9 protein-coding genes are annotated in these 18,505 nt (G+C 34.6%); 1 reads left to right on the forward strand and 8 read right to left on the reverse strand.

Annotated elements, in window-relative coordinates; genetic code table 11:
- Positions 1-20: 20 nt before the first annotated feature.
- The 6 genes from C3L50_RS09265 to C3L50_RS09290 form a co-directional block, all read right to left on the reverse strand.
- A complete protein-coding gene (locus tag C3L50_RS09265) occupies positions 21-3,080 on the reverse strand; it encodes a SusC/RagA family TonB-linked outer membrane protein (protein ID WP_103805891.1) in 3,060 nt (1,019 codons plus the stop codon).
- Between the two features lie 363 nt (positions 3,081-3,443).
- Positions 3,444-4,379, reverse strand: a complete 936-nt coding sequence (locus C3L50_RS09270) for a sialate O-acetylesterase (protein WP_165783993.1) — start codon at positions 4,377-4,379, stop codon at positions 3,444-3,446.
- 42 nt (positions 4,380-4,421) lie between these two features.
- Positions 4,422-5,879 (reverse strand): glycoside hydrolase family 30 protein, encoded by a 1,458-nt coding sequence (locus C3L50_RS09275; protein WP_103805893.1) that lies wholly within the window; start codon positions 5,877-5,879, stop codon positions 4,422-4,424.
- Between the two features lie 31 nt (positions 5,880-5,910).
- The gene (locus C3L50_RS09280) at positions 5,911-7,338 is read right to left on the reverse strand and encodes a glycoside hydrolase family 30 protein (protein WP_103805950.1); all 1,428 of its coding nucleotides are present in this window, start codon (positions 7,336-7,338) and stop codon (positions 5,911-5,913) included.
- Between the two features lie 261 nt (positions 7,339-7,599).
- Positions 7,600-9,051, reverse strand: coding sequence for a RagB/SusD family nutrient uptake outer membrane protein (locus C3L50_RS09285; protein ID WP_243400356.1), 1,452 nt, complete (start codon positions 9,049-9,051; stop codon positions 7,600-7,602).
- Between the two features lie 27 nt (positions 9,052-9,078).
- A complete protein-coding gene (locus C3L50_RS09290; protein WP_103805894.1) occupies positions 9,079-12,069 on the reverse strand; it encodes a SusC/RagA family TonB-linked outer membrane protein in 2,991 nt (996 codons plus the stop codon).
- 334 nt (positions 12,070-12,403) lie between these two features.
- Here C3L50_RS09290 and C3L50_RS09295 point away from each other — a divergent pair, with 334 nt between their 5' ends.
- A complete protein-coding gene (locus C3L50_RS09295) occupies positions 12,404-15,265 on the forward strand; it encodes a LuxR C-terminal-related transcriptional regulator (protein WP_103805952.1) in 2,862 nt (953 codons plus the stop codon).
- Between the two features lie 57 nt (positions 15,266-15,322).
- On the opposite strand, the gene C3L50_RS09300 is transcribed toward C3L50_RS09295, so the two are convergent.
- A complete protein-coding gene (locus C3L50_RS09300) occupies positions 15,323-17,308 on the reverse strand; it encodes an alpha-L-arabinofuranosidase C-terminal domain-containing protein (protein WP_103805895.1) in 1,986 nt (661 codons plus the stop codon).
- Positions 17,309-17,434: 126 nt separating this feature from the next.
- The gene (locus C3L50_RS09305; RefSeq protein ID WP_207764315.1) at positions 17,435-18,388 is read right to left on the reverse strand and encodes a family 43 glycosylhydrolase; all 954 of its coding nucleotides are present in this window, start codon (positions 18,386-18,388) and stop codon (positions 17,435-17,437) included.
- Between the last annotated feature and the right edge of the window lie 117 nt (positions 18,389-18,505).

Below are 18,505 nucleotides of genomic sequence, written 5' to 3' on the forward strand. Positions count from 1 at the left end.
CGATTTTTAATTAAAAATGGTTAAAAGCTTAAATTAAGACCTGTCATGAATGTACGTGACATAAATGCTGCCCCAAACTGATCTCTTCCTGCATTTTCAGGATCCCAACCGTCGTATTTAGAGAACACAAAAGGATTTTGAACTGTTCCATAAACTCTTAAACTAGCTATTTTAAGTTTTTCAAGTACTGGTGCTGGAATTTTGTACCCCAAAGTGATGTATCCTACTTTTACAAAAGACACGTCTTTATAATACAATGCACTTGCATAAGTACCACCATTACCCGGTTGGTGCCAATCATTTGATTGGTTTTCTGGTGTCCAATAATCTACATTGTATCCATTAAAAGTTCTGGTTGGGGTATCTTGCCAAGCCCAAGTAAAGTTGGAGTGGAAATTACTCTTATACATATTTCCTTGACTGATGTTCACAAAGAAAGAGAAATCGAAGTTTTTGTAATTCATAGTACTTGTAATACCACCAGTCCATTTAGGAGTAACTTGACCAATTATCTTTCTATCAAGAGGAGTGATTTTTCCGTCTCCATTAACATCGGTTACTCTAACCTGACCTGGACGTTGACCGAAAGATGCTGCTTCGGCTACTTGATCTAATTGCCAAATACCAGCAGCCTCATAATCATATACAGAACCAATAGACTCACCAACTTTATGGATAAGATTTGTTCCTTGAACATTGAAAATAATTTCGCTTTGACCACCATACAGTTTGTCAAGGTTGTTTTTGTTGGAAGAAAAATTGAAATTGGTTGTCCATTTGAAATCGCCTTTATCAATATTTACTGTATTTAAACCTAACTCGATTCCTTTGTTAGTAGATTCTCCCACATTGTTGAATGTTCCTGAGAAACCTGTAACCAATGGAATTGGTGTAAAAAAGATGATGTTAGTATTTTTTCTATTATAAACATCAATAGAACCAGTAATTTTGTTGTTTAAAAATCCAAAATCAAAACCAAAGTTTAACTCTGTTGTTTTTTCCCAAGTAAGGTTCTCATTGGCTAATCCTGTCAAGTAAGCCGTAGATATTGCAGAGTCACCTATATTAGTTGCGCTAGCACCTAATAGAGATTCTGATGCAAGTGGAGCTAGTCCTCCACCTTGACCATTGTTACCAGTTTGACCATAACTCAATCTAAGTTTAGCATTAGAGAGTACATTTTGTTTTTGCATAAAATTCTCGTCCATCATTTTCCAAGCAAAAGCTGCCGAAGGGAAAAAGGCCCATTTGTTTTTTGCTGACAACATAGAGGAACCATCATATCGTCCTGTTACAGTCAACAAATATTTATCCATAAAACCATAATTTATTCTTCCTGTATAGGACTCTAAAGTTTGTTTAGAAAAATCACTTGCCACGTTGGTAATGTTAAGTCCTGCATCTAAATTATAGAACTCAAAAGCATCTGTAGTGAAGTTTTTTACCGTATTATTGTATCCTTCTTTGCGCTCCATAAATCTTGAAATTACTCCAATCGCATCAATGGCATGATTGCCTTTTGTAAATTTATAATTGAAGATGTTATCCCAAGAATAAGAGAAATAATTGGCATTGTTTACTGTAGCAGTTCTAAGTGTTGGTTGTCCAACTACATCTTTAGAATATAATCCGCGGTATTCGCCATATCTAGAATATTTGATATTTGGCGAAAATTTTGTTGTGAAAGTAAAGCCTTCCGCAGGTTTAATTTGCAAGGCTATATCTCCAATATATTGCAAAAATCTAGTTTCTCTAGTTTGATTATCTGCCTCAAATAAAGGATTGGTAATTTGAGTTTCCTTGGTAGTTGGAAAAAAGCGCAAAGAGCCATCATCATTATAAGCACGACCTATCGGCTTTAATCTGTAAGCACTTCTAAACGCTTCCCAACTTCCTGTATTTTGTATAGCACTAGTAATATAGTTGCTCACACTCAAGTTCAACCATTTAGAAAGATCACTTTTCAAACTACCTCTTATGTTAAATCTGTTGAAATCTTCTCCTTCAATTGTTCCTTCATCTTTAGTATAGGCTAGACCTAATCCATAAACGGTAGCATCAGTTCCTCCACTCAAATTTAAAGTGTGATTGGTTTGAAGACCATTTTTAAGCATAAGACCTACCCAGTCTGTACTTACACCATCGGCAACATTTTGCAATTCTTCGGCATCTAAATAATTAGACAAAACTACATCGCTAGCTCTGTAATCAAGATTTCCATTCGTTTTCACAAACTCGTTACCTACAACTACATCTTTTAGGAAATCAACGTATTCGGCGCCATTCCAAATATCGGGCATATGATAGGCCTGTTTAAAACCTACATAATTGCTGTATTCAATTTTCAAATCGCCTTTTTTGCCACGTTTGGTTTCTATGATAACTACCCCGTTACTACCTCTAGATCCATATACTGCAGTTGCTGATGCGTCTTTAAGGATGTCCATTCTACTAATATCAGCAGGATTCAAGAAAGAGATGTCATCCACAAAGATTCCATCTACAATGAAAAGCGGATTTTGTCCTGGGTTGAAACCCCCTGAAGCCGCTGTTGCGTTGGAGTTAATTGTACTAGCTCCACGAATACGAATGTTGAAACCTCCAGAACCTGGTTTGTTGTCGGTGCGTTGAACAACTACCCCAGCTGCTTGTCCTTGTATTGCAGAAATAGCATCTACTTTGTTGGATTGTTCTATTTGTTCTGCTTTAATAGAGGAAACAGAACCCGTTACATCTGCACGTTTTACTTTTCCGTACCCAATTACAACCACTTCTTTAAGTTGTTCGTTTTCTTCTTTCATTGAGACATTCAAAGTGGCGCCTCCTTTATAAGCTACTTCAATAGTTTGAAGACCAGCATAAGAAAAAACAAGTACATCTCCTGTATTTGCATTAATTTGATATTTTCCGTTAATATCTGTAGAGACACCAACTTTAGAACCTTTAATAACAACATTTACCCCAGGGATAGAAAGTTTGTTTTGATCGGTTACTTCACCAGTCACTTGGGTTTTTTGTGACCAAGAATTAATTGAGAAGCCTATAAAAAAGACTACCAATAAAAGTTTAAGTTTTTCCATATTTTATATGTCAGTTAATTGTTAATAGTGAGGCTAAATTAGTATTAAGAGCTTTTTAACAAATGGACATATTAAATCAAAACATAGACATTTTTATACAACACAAAATAATAGTGGGTTTATTTAATTAATTACACAAAAAATAGTACAATTTTTGAATAATTTCGTTTTTTGAAAAACTATCTAAGTTCAAATAATCAGATAAATCTGTATCGATTTAGTTCCTTTTTTGCTAAACTTTTTCAAATGCAGATGAAATTTGGCTAAAAATTGTGAATTACAATAGCGGTTAAACAAAAAAAAGACCATCATTTCTGACAGTCTTTTTTTGTATAAGTTATTTTATTTCTTTTTTACAAATTCCTAATTCAAAGATGCTTTTTTAGAATTTTTGGTGTTTTTAGTATTCAGCAGGAAAATTTTTGTTGCAAATTGTTTTCCTAAATCAATAAATCCGTTGTTGTCATAATGGTATCTGTCTGAATATTTATAACTATTTGTAGTTCTTACGATGGCTACATTGGGTTGGGTTGCAGCAAATTTTTCCTGATTATATTGTACCAATTCACCAAATTTCCAAACTTTTCCTCCTTCAATATCGCCAGAATCTGAGATTTTTCCAATTACGATAGGCAAATCATTATTTCTAAAAGTAGCTCGCATTAGTTCCATCAACCTTTTCAAATTAAAATAATATTGATTTGCGATGGCTTCTGTTTTGTCAGAATCACTTTCGCCTTGCATCCAGATGATGCCACTTGGAACCAAAATATCTTCGACACCGTCACCATTGATGTCTTTTACAGCCATTGCATTATGGACTGTTTTAAGAAAATAATCGTATTGATTCATTCCTTTTCCTCCTTTGAAATCGGGTTCCCAAGCACCAAAACTAGTTGTACCAGTGCTGTCAATGGAAGAGCCATTTCTAGCATATTTTATAAAAGCTAGTTTTTGGTTTGGATATAATTCTTGCAATTTTTTGGCTAACGAAAGCTCTACTCCAAATCGGTCTGAAAGTTGGTTTGTTTTTCCATCTGACGAAAAACCTGTTCCGTGACCTGGTTGAAGCACATCCCACTTTCCTAATCCTCCAGTAACATCATTGTCAACAACGGAATTTCCGTGATAAATGAAAAAATCTTTATTCTTTTTCTTTAAAGAATCAGACAAATTTTTTACATAACCAAAACCTTCCATATTAGATTGACCACCCAAATAAAACACTTTGATGCTGTCTTTTTTTATTTGTGCCAGCATCATAAAGGGCATTAAAAGGAATATTAAAATTGATTTCATAATCATAAATAATTAAAATAAATAAAACACTCAGAGCTGTTTCTAATAAACTAAGGTCTGAATTGCGTGTGCAGGAATGGTAACAACTGATTTTTCTGAACCTACAATCAAATTATAAGTAACATTTTTGTTGCTTTGATTCAGCACTACAGTTGTCATTTTTCCATCGACATTAAGAAACGAAGTACTCAATAAATTGCTTCTACTTACTGAATTGCTCACTCTTTTGGCACCCTCACGAATGAATTTCGAAAAATGACCTATGTAATAATAACTCGGTGTGTAAATTAATTCGCCCGTGTTAGTGTCTGCATGAACAGGGGCGAAACAAAAATTCCCCACATGATTTGGGCCTCCGTTTTGGTCTAAAAGAATATTCCAATCTGTCCAACCCACCGTTCCATTATTGAAATCGTTAATCATCGAAATTCCGTAACGTTCGCCGTTAGCCCAAAATTGGTATTTTTTGGCATCAAATTTTTCGACACATCCTTCGGTGAACAATAAATTTTTGGTTGGGAAATTCTCGTAAACTTTTCGAACATTATCAAACATTGACGAACCGCCTGACCAATTTTCGTACCAATGAAAACCCATTCCCCAAGCATATTTTGAAGCTTCTGGGTCGGAAAAAATAATATTGGCTCTGTGTGTCATCAAATCACGATTGTGATCCCAAACCACAATTTTTTTATCCCCCAAACCTTCTTTTTTCATAGTTGGCCCCAAGAAATTTTTCAAGAAATCTCTTTCGGCTTCAGCGCTAAAAATACAAGATTCCCAAGTTTGAGTAGCCATTGGTTCGTTTTGAACCGTAATTCCCCAAATAGGGATTCCTTCTTTTTCGTATGCCTTAATGAATTTTGTATAATAATTGGCCCAAGATTGATTGTATTCTGGAAGCAATGTCCCTCCTTTAAGCATATTGTTCGTGTTTTTCATAAAGGCAGGCGGACTCCACGGTGATGCATAAGTCAGCAATGTTCCTCCAGCGGTTTTAATGGCTTCCTTAATCATTGGAATGCGATATTGCCTGTCGTGATCGATATTGAAAGTTTTTAAATCTTTGTCTCCTTCCTTGATATAGGTATAGCTTCCGCTGGCAAAATCAGAACTGTGAATCGTAGTTCTTAGTAAGGAATATCCAATCCCTTTTTCTTTGTCGTAATAGGCATTCATAAATTCTTTTTGCTTGTCTTTGGATAATTTGGCAAATACCTCGGCGCTGGCATCGGTTATTGCTCCTCCGATTCCCATAAATTTCTGAAAAGTTTTAGAGGGTTCTACAAACACAGAAATTTCAATTTCCAGGGGTTGTTTTGACGGGGAAAAAGTTAAAATATCGGTTTGTGTCAATCTCAATTTTGTGCTGTCAGCCGAAGTGTAAACCGTAATTTTTTTGTTTTTTGTAGAAAAGGATTTAGACTGAACTGTGTTTTTTTGCTGAGAAAAAGCAAAAAGAGATACTATCAAAAGTGCTGTTGTTGTTATTTTTTGCATACCATTATATTCTATAGGTTTATTTTTTTATTTACCAAATGTAAGTTCCCACCGAACCCGCTTCTAATGATGTTAGAATCCATTTTCCGTTGTGTTTAATATTGAATGATTCTGAAGTGGTTCCGTCGTTTTCCACAATTAAAACTTTTTTTCCACCCGGTGTTTTGAAAGCAACATTTTGTAAATTTCCACTTAGGTTACTTGCAATTCTAACTGAACCTGCTGGTACAAATTTGGATGCGTGAGCAATAATATAATAGGCCACATTTCTGGTAAAATTAGTACTGCTTTCGATAGTTAAGGCTCCTTTACAAGTAGTACAACCACCAGGAGTATTTGGACCAAAAGAAGCGTTATTGGCCAAGTTCCATTCTAATGCTGTTTTGCTCCAATTGCGCATTGAGCCAATAATAATATTTCTTGTATGCCATTTTAAATCTCCATCAAAGTTGCCTGTATTCGAGGTGTATTGCTCTGTAAAATAGATATTTTTATTCGGGAATGCGTTATGAACGGTTGACAATGTACTAATATCTCCTTCATACAAATGAAAGGCCGATCCGTCTATGTATGGATAGGCAGCAGCATCCTTTAAAATTGAAATAGGGTATTCAGGTTTATTGCAATTATGGTCATAGACAATGATTTTAGTTTTCAGATTGGCGTTTTGAAAAATCGGTCCCAAATGATTTTTAATAAAATCGGCTTGGTCTGTAGCGGGCATTAACAAACTTGGATTATTTCCTGGATGGAGCGGTTCGTTTTGGGGAGTTATGGCATCAATAGTAATTCCTTCGGCTTTCATTTGTTGGATGTATTTCACAAAATAGTTGGCATAAACGCCATAATATTTGGGTTGCAAACTTCCGCCTATAAAACTGTTGTTGTCTTTCATCCAAATGGGTGGAGACCAAGGAGTGGCAATTATTTTGATATTGGGATTGATGGCCAGAATTTCTTTCAACATAGGAATCACATCAGTCTTATTTGGAGCCAAACTAAATTTTTCGAGATTCAAGTCTGTTTGTCCATCTGGCAAATCGTTATAAGTGAAAGGTACTGCGTCCAAATCGGAAGCACCAATACTAATCCTGAGATAACTTACGGAAATCGAATTGGCATTTGTACCAAACAATTCTTGCAATAATTCCTGTCTTTTTTGTGCATTCAACTGATTTATAACTTGAGCACTTCCGCCAGTTAAGGTATAACCAAATCCGTCAATGGTTTGAAATTGTTGAGCATCATTGACCTCTATATTAGGATAATTATTAAGAGTCGAGCCAAAAGCTAAAACTGAAGTTTGCTTTTGAAGCATTGCGCTTTGATTGGCTTTTGTTAACCAAAAATCCATTTCATTTGGAACCACAGGAGCAGTTGGAGTTTGAGCAACAACATCATTGGACGATGAACAACTCAAAAAAAGAATGGATACCGTTAACAGAAATAAACTTTTCATATGTTGATATTTATTGTTTTTATCGGTCATATGTAATTCGCATATCTTTATCAGTGTTTACTACCGATTTTTAGGAATGCTCATTTCATAGTTTTATGTGTAATAATTTGTGTTTTAATTCCATACAACTTCAATATTAATCGGTAAAAACAATCCGATTACTATTTTAAACTTTTTAAATATAAATAAATCCATCAATAAGAACGAAAATTATTTTCATAACATTTGAAACTGTTCTTATTGATGGATTAAAAAACAACACTAATAACCAGGATTTTGTGTCAAGAGTGCATTAGCATCTAATTTATCTTGAGGAATAGGCCATAAAAGTCTATTTTGATTAATATTAGTTGCAAATGGCAGCACATTTCCACTACCATCTTTTTGTTGAGATAACATTTGAATTGCTTTTCCCATTCTTTTTAAATCAAACCAACGATCACCTTCGAAAGCCAATTCCATTAATCTTTCTTCCAGAACTTTATCAATTGCAATAGATTGGCTTGAAGCACTAATTGGCGCAATTCCGGCTCTGGCTCTTACCTTATTTACTTGGACCATCGCTCCATTAAAATCTCCTGTACTTGCCAAAGCTTCGGCTTTTAGTAATAAAATATCAGCCAAACGAGCAAGATAGTTGTTTTGATTGCCATTGGTATCTCTCATTTTATAAGCAAAAGGATAGCCTGTTGAAGACCAATAAGCATCAGACCAACCAACATTTTCTCTCGTTACAGTCGTTGCCAATCTTTGAGTGTCGCCATTATTGGTATAAGCTTGAATTAGAGTATGGGAAGGAGCATTGAATTTTTTCCAATCGGTTCCTAAAAACATAAAAGTATTCCAAGCACCAATTGGGCTTCCCCATCCGTCTCCATTAACTTCCCAAATGGATTCAGCATTTCCTTCGTGTGCGCTATCAAAAAGATGATCAAAAGTTGGCAAAAGTGTATAACCACCGCCAATAACCACGTCGCAATATTGATTTACTTTGGTCCAATCTGGATTGGGCATTGTGGCATATACTTTTGCAAGAAGTGCATTGGCCGCCATTTTGTTGGCTTTAAATTTATAAGAAGCGTCAGGTGCTTTTTGGATAGCCACTTGGCAATCGGCAATGATTTGTGCATAAACTTCGGCAACTGGCTTTCTTACAGGGAAAAGCTCGTTAAATGCTTCTTCAAAGTTAGCGCTTGAAATTGAGAAAACGGCTTCTTTTGCAATAGGACAATCGCCCCATAATTGAACGGCTTGAAAATGATTTAGCGCTCTAATCAATGAAGCCTCACCAATCATTTCGTTTTTTCGGGTGGCACTTAAATCGGTTGCTTGATCAACATAATTAATCACAATATTACAAGTGTTAATGTTGTTGTAAATATCATTCCAATCGCCTTTCATTTGCGAATTAGTCGATAGCATTTGATAGGTTTCATATTGAAAAATGGCAGGGTTATCAGCGCCCATATAAGCATTATCAGATTGTCCATCACCAACCAAGAAGAAATCCAATTGCCAATAACCCGAGCCAAAAGTTCCATACACAGCATTCATTCTAGATTCGGCAGCAGCGGCATCTTTTATTACAATACCATCGTTAAGTGAAGTTGCTTCTTCAGTAATTGGTTCAGTGTCTAAATAATCGGAACAGGATGTTAAAAACAACAGCATTAATGCTGTCATTATTTTTAAATAATTTTTAAATAATTTCATAACTATATCGTATTTATATTTTTAGTATTAAAAATTGGCTTTTAGTCCAAAAACAAACGTTTTAACTTGAGGATAGGTTCCTAAATCGATACCTTGACCAATTCCTGTAGCATTATTAAAAGCTCCAACTTCAGGGTCAAATCCTTTGTAATTCGTTATTGTATATAGGTTTTGTCCAGTTACATATAATTTTAATGAGTTCAATCTCCATTTTTCCAATTTAAATTGATATCCAAGAGTAACGGCTTTCAATCGAACATAAGAACCGTCTTCTACAAATCTATCAGAAACGTGTAAAGCACTTGCATCATTGGCTTTTGGAACATCAGTAATTTGACCCGGGGTAGTCCATCTATTCAATACTTCGGTCGATTGATTGTTGTAATTATTCATCAATGTTAAATCCATTCTTGAAGCATTGAAGATATCTCCACCTTCTGAACCCGTGATTAAAACGTCTAAACTAAATGCTTTATAACTAAAATCATTGCTTAAACCAAAGGTGAAATTAGGATTAGGATTTCCTATATTAGTTCTGTCATCTGGTGTGATATTTCCATCGCCATTTATGTCTTTGTACAACAAAGTACCTGTTGTAGGATCTACTTTGTCCACTTTATATCCATAGAAGCTTCCTAATGCACTTCCTTCGGTTAATAGAATTACACTTTCTCCAACTGAAGTTAAATTTTGGAATGGTAATTTTTTAAGTAACCCTAATTTAACCACTTGATTGTCATTGAAGGAAATATTGAAATTAGTATTCCATTTGAAATCGCCAGTTAAGTTTATTGTATTTAAACTTAATTCCAATCCTTTGTTTTCAATTTCACCAGCATTGTAATAATAGGGTTTTGAAAAACCTGGGAAATAAATAATTTGAAGCAAGTCTTTAGTATTCTTTTTATAGATATCCGCTGTGAATTTGATTCTGTTTTTGAATAAACCCAAATCTAAACCTAGATTGATATCAGTTGTTGTTTCCCATTTCAAATCCGGGTTTCCTATTTGATCTAAAGTGGTAACATTCGTCAACGGATTAGTGTAATTCAAATCAAAGCTTGAATACGCTGGCAATCCTGATAAATTACCTGTTTTTCCCCAACCACCTCTTAATTTTAATTCACTAATAGAAGGTGTATTTTTTAAGAAATCTTCATTAGAAATAATCCAAGCTCCCGAAACTGCTGGAAAAAATCCCCATTTATTGTCTTTGGATAATTGAGAGGCACCACTTTCTCTAAATACGCCATTCAAAATATATTTATTTTTAATAGTGTAGATGGCTCTTCCAAAATAAGACAGACTTCTTACCTCATTTTCTCTGTTTTCGAAAGATTGATTTTTGGCAGCATTAATATCATAACTAGTTTGCTCTACAGGAAATCCGGTTCCAGAATTGGCCTCTTTAGTATAATTATTTTTCTGCATAGACATACCTCCTAATAAGTTTAAATCGGAATTATCAAATTTCAACACATAGTTCAAAGTGTTTTCAAAATTCCAATTCTTGTTGTTTTCTACCGTATTACTGCCTCTTCCTTTGTCAGAAGTTGGGTTGTTGTCCCCATTTCTTCCCCAAACATTGGTGTATGGATCTACAAACTGAACGTTATCTGATTTTGTCCAATCTAATGAAAGCATTGGTTTCCAAACCAAATTATGCAAGATATTGACATCAAAACTAACGCTGCTTAAGTATCTATTTACAGCTGTTGTGTTAAGTCTTGACAATAATGAAACTGGGTTTTCCCAACCCGATTGATATGGATTTTCTGCATATTGACCGTCTTTATATCCATCTTTATATGATCCATCTGCATTAGTTTCTCTAACATTTAATTGAGATCCCCAAGTAGGCAAAAATGCAGGCGTTACTAAAGCACTCATAACCGCACCACCTTGTCCAACACTATTATTATCACTGATGTAAGAGCCGTCAGATTGAATAATATTCATATTTACATCTGTTTTTAACCAAGGAGTAAGACTAGCATTCACATTTATTTTTCCAGAGAAACGGTTGTATTTTGATGGATTTATTACACCATCTACCATTTGGTAGCCTAAAGCGCCATAGAATTTTACTTTTTCGGTACCTCCTGCATAAGACAAATTATAATTTTGATCTATACCAGTTTTCAAAATTTCATCTTGCCAATTGGTATTTATTCCAGTGTATTTTGCATCGTTTGCGGTGGTCAAATAACTCGGATTAATTTCAGTAATCAATGATTTATAATCTGTTAAATTTAAAACATCTACATTGCTAACTGATTTTGACAAACCTAAATAAGAGCTAAATTGAAAGTCATTTTTATTCGATTTTCCTTTTTTAGTCGTAATAATTACAACTCCAGTTGAACCATTAACCCCATAAATAGCTGTGGCGGTTGCATCTTTTAAAATGGATAAATCCACAATATCTTCGGTATTTAAACCCGAAATGTCTTTGGTCTGGATTCCATCAACAACATACAAAGGCGAATTTTCAGAGTTTATAGAACTAAGTCCTCTAATTCTCACATCAAAACTTGCCCCAGGTTTTCCTGAAGTTTGCACCACATTTACCCCAGCAGCATTTCCTTGTATTGCCTGAGCAACCGATACAATTGGACGATCCTCAAACGCATCCGACTTGACTTTAGAAACTGCATTTGTTGAATTTTTCATCTTCTGAGTTCCATAACCTACATTAATTACAACTTCTTGCAACGATTGAGACTCCGTTTGCAGTTTTACATTAATACTAGTTCGGCCGTTAATGGGTTCCGTAACGGAAGTGTAGCCCAAATAACTAAACACTAAAGTACCGCTAGAAGCAGCCTTTATTTGATAATTTCCATCCAAATCCGAAGTAGTTCCCTTTGAGGTTCCTTTAATTAAAATTGTTACTCCAGGAATGGCCATTCCATTTTCATCATTCACTTTTCCTTTTACGTTTACCTCTTGTGCTTGAACGCAAATTGAAAATAAGAGAGATGAAAGACAAAAAATAAATAATTTTGTTAATTTCATTTTTCTAAAAATTTTGGTTAATTAATTAGTAATTTCATCCAAAAGTACAGCTGTTTTTTTGTTAAGTGTAATAATAATTCATTACAAAAACCATACAAAGTTCATTTTTGAACTGGACAAAAACTATACAAACATTTTTTAATTATTTAAATATCAATGTTTTAAAAATTAATTTATGTTGTAAAGAAAAACATTTATGTCAAAAAAAAACACAACATTCTAAAAAAAGGTAATTTAGCTCTTGAAATTAATTTTTTGCGAAAAATGGATGGCCATTTGCAAGTTAAGAAAACGTTTTCGCTTACAAATCAAATCATTACAATTTGAATTCATTATGGGTTATTTAAGATTTAAAATACTAGTATTGTTCTTATTTGGAACATCCCTTTTTGGTCAGGTAAAAAACATTGGACTTCCAGAAATAAGAAATTATAAGAGAACTGACTATAAAGGAGGTACCCAAAACTGGAATATTGACCAAGATAAAAACGGAAATTTATATTTTGCCAACAACAATGGGTTATTTCAATTTGACGGTTCAACCTGGCAAAAATATCCATTGCCCAATTCTCCAGATGTTAGATGCGTAAAAATTGACCCTTCAGGAAAAATTTTCGTAGGTGGCTATAGCGAATTTGGATATTACAAAACCAATTCAAAAGGGAAGTTAGAATATGTATCTATTTCAAAATTAGTAAACAAACAAAAAATAATTGATTTCATCTGGAAAATACATCTGTATAAAAATGAAGTTGTTTTTCAATCATTTGCTAGAATTTATAGTTATAAAAACAACCAATTAAAAATTGTAGATGCCCCCGATAGATTTCAATTTTCCTTTCAGATAAAAGATCATCTTTACTTACAAGATATTTCATCTGGTTTATTAGAATATAAAAATGGCAAATTGTACCCATTAAAAGGGACAAAAATTTTCAACAACACCGAAATTTGGGGTATGTTTCCTTTGCCTGGAGACAAATTACTCATCGCTACTTTAAACAAAGGACTTTTTGTGTACGACAATCAAGGTGTAAAACCTTGGAATACCGAGGCCAATAGTTTTGTTAAGAAAAACAACTCATTAGGAGGTGTAGCTTTCAAAGACAAATTTATTGTATTGAATTCTGTTTTGAATGGAATTATAATTTGTGATACCAATGGCAAAATTATTCAACATATTGAACACAAAAAAGGACTTCAGAACAACACTGTTTTAACTTCTTTTATAGATAACAAAAACAATCTTTGGCTGGGTCTTGATAATGGTATTGATTTTATAAATGAAAATTCACCTTTCACTTATTTTGGTTTTAGTTATGGTATTAGTACAGTTTATGCTTCTGTTGTTCATAACGGAAAGTTGTATGTGGCCACAAATCAAGGTGTTTTTTATCATGTATGGAACACCCCTTTTCGAGAAGATAATTTTTCATTAATAGAGGGAACAACAGGGCAGGCTTGGAACATTCAGGTAATTGATGGACAGTTAATTTGTGGAAACAATAACGGAGCTTTAGTGATTGAAAACAACCATTCAGTCAGAACTCTTGACAACAGAGGTTATTTTGGATTCAAGAAAATACCAAACCATCCCAATTTTATTATAGGCTCTAATTACAATGGTTTTGCTGTTTTTGAGAAAGGAGCTAACGGATGGGTATTCCGAAATCAAATTGCCGGTTTTAAAAAACCATCTAACTCATTCGAAATGGACAACTCTTATATGTGGTTAAAAAAGGATGAGTTAATTTACCAAATGGGTATTTCTAGTGATTTTAAAAAATTCAGTACCATAAAAACGTACTCCAACTTATCGAATACACTTAAAGGAATTGGTAGTATTCAAACACTAAACCACACTGTATATTTTCAAACAAACAATCGTTTCTTTAGATATTCTCAAGACCAAGATTTGTTTTTTGAAGACCAAAAAATTACGGCATTATTTAAAGATATTCCCAAAATATATTCTTTGAAACAGGATTCAGAAGGGAATATCTGGTATATTTTTAAAGAATCATTGGGGGTTTTGTCAAAGACTTCTAACGGAAATTATAGAAATATTGTAGCTCCATTTTCGAGCTTAACGGGTAATTTAGTCAACAATTATTTGTCTATTAACACCATTAATCCAAAAAATATTTTCATCGGACTAACGAATGGGTTGGCACATTATGATTCTCAACTTTTGAATAATTCGGTTAGAAAACCCACCGCATTCATCCGAAGTTTTTCGTTTCCAGGAGACACGCTGATGTTTGGCAATAGTCAAAACACATTTGAAAAACAGAAAATTCCATATAAATCAAATCGGGTAAAGTTTACTTTTTCTTCTCCCAGCTATGAAAACATAGACAATATTGAATTTTCGCATCAATTAGAAGGCTTCGATGACCGATGGAGTAACTGGTCACCCATTACTATCAAAGAATATACAAACTTAAGGGAAGGTGACTACAAAATGAATCTGAAAGCAAGAAACGGTTTTGGAGTACAATCTGAAGTAACACAAATTCCATTTACCATTTCTCCGCCTTGGTACAGACATTTTGTTGCTTATTTTTGTTACATCATACTAATTATTGCCATCATTTATTATATAAGAAATAGAATTAAAATAAAAATACGTAAAAACAGATATTACGAAACTATCGAACAGCGAAGGCTTTATCTGGAAAGAGAATCCAAAATTAGAAAAGAGCAATTTGATTTAGAAAAAGAAATCGAACGATTAAAAAATGATAAGCTTCAAACTAAAATTCTATCAAAAGATAAGGAATTGGTTACCAATACGCTACAAATTGTAAAAAAGAACAAAATACTAAAAGGGATTATTCATAAACTCAAAGACATTAATGTAGATTCTTTTGACGAATCGACTAAATTTCAATTTAACAAACTCAACAAAAGTATTGTAAGAGAGGTAAATACAGATAAAAGTTGGAAAGATCTTGAAAAACACATAAAAAATGTTCATTTCGATTTCCTAAAAAGATTGAAAGAAAAATACCCTACCATTTCCCCTCGAGAATTGGATTTATCGACCTATTTACTGATGAATATGTCAACAAAAGAAATTGCAGAAATCATGAACATTTCGAGTGGAGGTGTAGAAGTGTCCCGTTATCGTTTACGCAAAAAATTTGGTCTCAATAAAAAGGAAAATCTAACTGGTTTTTTAATGAGTATTTAACCCAAAAAGGCCATCATTTCTGATAGCCTTTCTTGAAAAAAAATTATACAAAAAATATTATTTCATTTTCAACTTCAAAACAGTAATCGAATAAGCTGGCAAATTCATCTGTGCTTTTTCGCCTTTCAATTTATACTCGCTTGTTGTTGGGATAATTTTTTGGGGAGTTTCAAAAGAATTTTCGTCTGCCAAATTCGGACTAACAAGTGTGATAACAGTTCCTTTAGATTCTAATTTGCTTCCTTTCAAATCAATTGCAACTTCTTGTGGAGTGGGTGAGGTGTTGACCAATTTCACAATGATTTCTTTGGTATTGGCATCTTTTACGGCAGAAGCGTAGAGGTTGTTTTGTCCCGTTAGCGGTTTTCCGTCTTTGGTGATGTTCAATAAATCGGTTCCTTTGTTGAGAGAAAACAACTTTTGCACCTGATAATTCGCGGAACCATAAGCCTCCAAATTGTTGAACCAAATCATATCCGGCGCCCATTGCCAAGCTTCTGCGTGAGCCATCAACGGAGCATAAGAAGTCAAGTGAACCACTTCGGCATTTCTTTCTAAACCTGTCATAAAAGCGGCTTCAGAAAAAGCAGATTCCCAGTTGTTTTTGGTAATTAACTTATTGTCAATAGTACTGTGGGCGGCATATTCTCCCGCAAAAACTTTAGGTCCTTTTCGGTCGTAATTGTCATAACGCGCGGCATTGTCCCTGAACCATTGCGGACTTTTATAATAATGTTCGTCCACCAATTCGGCATTCAATTTTCTCAATTCCTGCATTCCATAGTCAAAATATTCTCCGTCTGGCGATGGCCCACTTCCAGAAACAATCGTGATTTTTGGATATTTTTCTTTTATCGCTTTTTCGAAAATTTTATATCTTTCGATGTAATCAGGTCCCCATTGTTCGTTACCCACACCAATGTATTTCAGGTTAAACGGTTTTGGATGTCCCATATCCGAGCGCAATTTCCCCCAAGGCGTCGCTTCCGAACCGTTGGCAAATTCAATCAAGTCCAAAGCATCTTGAACGTACGGATCTATTTCGTCAATTGGCGTTAATTCGCCGGTGTTATATTGGCACGCCATTCCGCAACTCAAAACTGGCAAGGCTGCTGCGCCAATGTCTTCGGAAAGTTGGAAATACTCAAAAAATCCCAATCCAAAACTTTGAAAATAATCGGGTGCCGCTTTTTGCGGAAACTCCATATTCCAACGGTTGATTCTTGTTTTTCTATTCTCGACTTCGCCCACCGAATTTTTCCATTGATAACGGTCTGCCAAAGTTCTTCCTTCGACAATGCAACCGCCTGGAAAACGCAAAAATCCTGGTTTCATATTATACAAAAGTTGCACAATATCTTTGCGTAAGCCGTTTTTTCTGTTCTTCCAAGTGTCTTCTGGAAACAATGAAATCATATCCAAATCGATAGTTCCCGTACCTTCAAAGGTGATTTTGAGTTTGGCTTTTGCCTCGGTTTGTGTCGCCGTGAATTGTGTTGAATAGGATTTCCAATCATTCGATGTGGGAACAATACTGGTTTCGCCCAATACTTTTTTGTCTTTATCGATAAACTGAATAATTATTTTTTTGATGGCACCATCGTGATTCGCCGCCTTCAAAGAAAGATTGTATTTGGCTTCTTTTTTAACACCCATTCCTCTAAATCCTTCGTTTACGAGGGCATATCCTTTGTCATCATTTACCTGAACTCTACAAAAATTAGGATTGGTTTTGTTTTCCAATACCGTGATGGGCAACGCAAAACCCGATTGCTGGTTCAAAGAAAGTCTTTTGGTATTGGGTTGTTCCCATCCCATCAAGGGTTTTTCGAATTCGAAAGAGCGGTTTTTAATCATTTCGGCATACAAACCTCCATCGGCGGCAAAATTGATGTCTTCAAAAAACAAACCGAACATCGTGGGTTGTATTTTGGTAATGGTTTTGGCTGCATCCACTTCCAAAATTATCTTTTGGGCATTGGCATAAAAGCCGGAAATTAATAAACCACAAAGGGTTATTCTTGAAATAAGATTGTGTTTCATATTTTTATTCTTGATTATTAGATGGGATTTTTTGCATACAAAAATACGGATAGCATTAGAAAATGAAATGGATGATTACACCTCAAATATGGATAGATATGAATTAAAAGATGGATTATCTGACTACTATTTCTTCCCCTTAACCTTAACGGGTTTCACAATTTCGAAAACATCGACTGGTAAAATGTTTCCATCCTTGTCAAATCGCATTGGCGAAATACAGGTTTCACGGTTGTAACCATTACCGTCAGGAATTCTAAAGCGGTGGTAAGCAATATACCATTCGTCTTTGCCAGGAACCTTTACTACTGAATGATGTCCCGCACCTTTGACAACGCCTTCTCTTTTTAAAACAGTACGACCATCGGCTTTGGTAAAAGGGCCAAGAGGTGAATCGGAAGTGGCATAAGCTATGGAATATCTAGGGTCACGAGTGTCAAATTCTGACCACATCAGGTAATATTTTCCGTTTCTTTTGAATACGAAAGAACCTTCGTTATAGCCTTTTGGTTTGATGGAAATAATTTTCGACGCATCATACGAAATCATATCATCATTCAATTTAACCATATTGCAATTGCCTTGTCCAAAATACAAATAAGCTGAACCGTCATCATCTACAAAAACCATTGGGTCAATCATCTGTCCTTTTAGCATTCCTTTTGGTGCTAATGGTTTTCCCAAAGCATCTTTGAAAGGTCCAGTTGGTTTGTCGGAAACGGCTACTCCAATATTTACATTTGCTGAAAAATAATAGTAATATTTTCCGTTTTTGTAAGCGATGGCTGGTGCCCAAGCTCGTTCTTTTGCCCAGCTAATGTCTTTGGGTAAATCCAAAATTACTTTTTCGGATTCCCATTTTACCAAATCATTGGAAGACCAACAAGTAAAACTCGTAGCATTCCATCCATCAGTACCATCGGTTGTAGGATAGATGTAGAATTTTTTGCCAAAAACCGCAATATGAGGATCGGCATAAACGTCTGGCAAGACTGCTTTTGGTGCGTTCAAGGTGTCCTTTTGAGAATATGAATTTGCGGAAAGCAAAACAGTGATTAGTAGTAAGAGTGTTTTTTTCATTTCATTTTTCATTATAAAGTTTAATAGTTCTGCTGGAAACGGAACAATTATTTTTTAAACCATTAAGAAATTTAAGCAAGTTAAGTTTCTAGTATTCTTAATTAGCTTAAATTTCTT

This window comes from Flavobacterium alvei, assembly GCF_002920895.1.
Lineage (GTDB): Bacteria > Bacteroidota > Bacteroidia > Flavobacteriales > Flavobacteriaceae > Flavobacterium > Flavobacterium alvei.

Bases quoted from the DNA above. Each gene is read 5' to 3' on its own strand.
- C3L50_RS09305 (WP_207764315.1), bottom strand. From the start codon at position 18,388: ATGAAAAAAACACTCTTACTACTAATCACTGTTTTGCTTTCCGCAAAT.
- C3L50_RS09280 (WP_103805950.1), bottom strand. From the start codon at position 7,338: ATGAAAAGTTTATTTCTGTTAACGGTATCCATTCTTTTTTTGAGTTGT.
- C3L50_RS09265 (WP_103805891.1), bottom strand. From the start codon at position 3,080: ATGGAAAAACTTAAACTTTTATTGGTAGTCTTTTTTATAGGCTTCTCA.
- C3L50_RS09285 (WP_243400356.1), bottom strand. From the start codon at position 9,051: ATGAAATTATTTAAAAATTATTTAAAAATAATGACAGCATTAATGCTG.
- C3L50_RS09295 (WP_103805952.1), top strand. From the start codon at position 12,404: ATGGGTTATTTAAGATTTAAAATACTAGTATTGTTCTTATTTGGAACA.
- C3L50_RS09275 (WP_103805893.1), bottom strand. From the start codon at position 5,879: ATGCAAAAAATAACAACAACAGCACTTTTGATAGTATCTCTTTTTGCT.
- C3L50_RS09290 (WP_103805894.1), bottom strand. From the start codon at position 12,069: ATGAAATTAACAAAATTATTTATTTTTTGTCTTTCATCTCTCTTATTT.
- C3L50_RS09270 (WP_165783993.1), bottom strand. From the start codon at position 4,379: ATGAAATCAATTTTAATATTCCTTTTAATGCCCTTTATGATGCTGGCA.
- C3L50_RS09300 (WP_103805895.1), bottom strand. From the start codon at position 17,308: ATGAAACACAATCTTATTTCAAGAATAACCCTTTGTGGTTTATTAATT.